Origin of the sequence: Intestinibacter sp. (assembly GCF_022780145.1) — a bacterium.
In the GTDB taxonomy this organism is placed as follows: domain Bacteria; phylum Bacillota; class Clostridia; order Peptostreptococcales; family Peptostreptococcaceae; genus Intestinibacter.
On sequence record NZ_JALEXO010000103.1, the window covers coordinates 1 to 2625 of the forward strand.

3 protein-coding genes are annotated in these 2625 nt (G+C 31.5%); 2 read left to right on the forward strand and 1 reads right to left on the reverse strand.

Annotated elements, in window-relative coordinates:
- On the reverse strand, positions 1–374 hold a 374-nt coding region (locus tag MR593_RS03750), incomplete at its 3' end, for a GTPase (protein ID WP_290687032.1).
- Between the two features lie 241 nt (positions 375–615).
- On the opposite strand from MR593_RS03750, the gene yfmF reads away from it, so the two are divergent.
- Both yfmF and yfmH read left to right on the forward strand, forming a co-directional pair.
- The gene (gene yfmF / locus MR593_RS03755; RefSeq protein WP_290687033.1) at positions 616–1878 is read left to right on the forward strand and encodes an EF-P 5-aminopentanol modification-associated protein YfmF; all 1263 of its coding nucleotides are present in this window, start codon (positions 616–618) and stop codon (positions 1876–1878) included.
- 11 nt (positions 1879–1889) lie between these two features.
- The coding region (gene yfmH, locus MR593_RS03760; protein ID WP_290687035.1) for an EF-P 5-aminopentanol modification-associated protein YfmH at positions 1890–2625 on the forward strand (736 nt) is incomplete at its 3' end.

Here is a 2625-nt window from a genome sequence, read left to right on the forward strand (position 1 = left end):
GTTTCGATATCTCTAAGTGGATCTACTGAACCATCTACATGAACTACATTTGAGTCTTCGAAGCATCTAACAACATGAACTACAGCGTCTACTTCTCTTATATGTGATAAGAATTTGTTTCCAAGACCTTCACCTTTAGAAGCTCCTCTAACAAGACCTGCTATATCACAGAACTCTATAGCAGTTGGAACTATTTTTTTTGAATTATATAATTTGTTTAATACATTTAATCTCTCATCTGGAACAGCTACGACACCGACATTTGGTTCTATTGTACAAAATGGGTAGTTTGCAGATTCTGCACCAGCTTGAGTTATAGCATTAAATAAAGTACTTTTACCTACATTTGGTAAACCTACGATTCCTAATTTCATTATAATCTACCTCTCTTTATATTAAAATTAATTATTTTTTCTCAATAATTTTAGGCATACATATTGTATTATACATCATAAACCCAATAGATGTAAACAATTTGAACCTTGTATATAATAGTAAAAATAAAGTTATAATATAGTTATAATATAAAGAGAACATTTAAAATAAGTTAGCAAATATCACAAAGATAGGGTATTATTATATAATATAGTAATTATAGGGAAAAGGAGCTAGTAAATGAAAAATTTAAAGACGATAGAAATAGGGAAGAATGTAAATCTAACATTGATTCCAGAGAGCAAGTTTAAAACAAATCTAGTAAGTGTATTTATATCAAGAAGATTAAATAGAGAAGAAGTTACAAAAAATGCTCTACTTCCAGCAGTTTTAAAAAGTGGTTGTAGCAAATACAAGACAATAAGCCAGTTGACAGATAGAGAAGAAGAGCTGTACGGAGCTTATTTAAGTGCAGGAATATCTAAAAGAGGAGAAAATCAAATACTAGGCTTTAGTATATTATCTGTAAATGAAAAATATCTAGATGAGAAAATTTTAGGACAGAGCATAGAGCTTTTAAACGAAGTAATAAATAATCCTCTAGTTGTAGATGGGGGATTTAATGAAGAATATCTAAAAATAGAAAAGGAAATACGAAAGGACATAATAATAGGCATAATAAACGATAAAGCTAATTATGCTATGAACAGAGCGACTGAGATTATGTTTGAAGGAGAGCCTTATTCTATAAGTGGAAGAGGCTATGTAGAAGATTTAGACTCTATAAATGGCGTCAATTTATACGAGCACTACAAGAAAGTATTAAAGACATCGCCTATAGAGATAATTGTAGAGGGTGAATTTGACGAGGATGAGGTAGTGGATTTAATAAAACAAAAATTTACATTTGAAAGAGGCGAAATAATCGACATACCAAAGAGCGAGTACTATAAAGAGGTAGAAGAAGTAAAGCAAATACACGAAACTATGGATATAGCTCAAGGAAAGCTAGTCATGGGATATAGATGTAATGTAGATTATTTAGATAAGCAAAAGTACTACAGCTTGCTTTTAGGTTCTAGGATACTAGGTGGAGGAGCAGATAGTAAGTTATTTATAAATGTAAGAGAGAAAGAAAGTCTTTGCTATACTATTTACTCTACAATACAAAAAAATAAATCTGTGATGTTTATTTGTTCTGGTATAGAAGCAGAAAACTACGACAAGACTATTTCGCTTATCAAAAAACAGCTCCAAAGCATAAAGGATGGAGATATAACAGAAACTGAGATTTCAAATGCCAAGATAGGCTTTATAGATTCTCTGAATTCTTTAAACGATGAAATCGGTCGAGTTTCAGATTTTTATTTTTCACAGTATATAGCAAAAGATAACAGCAGTATAGAGGAGATAAAGGATATAATAAATAATGTGACAAAAGAAGATATAATCGAAGCTGTCAAAGATGTTGAATTAGATACTATATATTTTTTAAGTAAATAGGGAGGGCATAAATGGAAAAGATAGTCAACGAATTATTAAAAGAAGAGTTATATTATGAAAAGCTAGAAAATGGATTAGATGTGTATTTTATGCCTAAGAGAGGTTTTACTAAAAAATACGCCGTGCTCGCTACAAATTACGGCTCAAATGATTTAGAATTTATTCCAATAGGAGAAAGCGAGCCTTTTAGAGTACATGAAGGGATAGCACATTTTTTAGAGCATAAGATGTTTGAGCAACCTGACAATACAGATGCATTTGAGAAATTCTCTAAATGGGGGGCAAATGCAAATGCATTTACAAATTTTACGACAACAGCGTATTTATTTACGACTACAGATAACTTTTATGAATGTCTAAATCATCTGCTTGATTATGTACAGACACCTTATTTCACAGATGAAAACGTGGAGAAGGAAAAGGGAATAATAGCCCAAGAAATAAAAATGTACGACGATGATCCAGGTTGGACAGTAGCGTTAAATGCAGTAAAAGCTATGTATGTAAACCACCCTGTTAGAGTAGATATAGCTGGTACAGTAGATAGCATATACAAGATAACAAAGGAAGAGCTTTATAAATGCTATAATACCTTCTACAACCCTGGAAACATGGCGCTATTTGTGATTGGAGATTTAGATGAAAAAGAGCTATTTGAAAGAGTGAAGCTTGCAAATAAATACGATATGGCAAAAATGGATCATGAGATAACTAGAATATATCCAGATGAGCCTACAACTATAAATC

Excerpts from the sequence above, each read along its gene's own strand:
- yfmF (WP_290687033.1), top strand. The coding sequence starts at position 616 with ATGAAAAATTTAAAGACGATAGAAATAGGGAAGAATGTAAATCTAACA.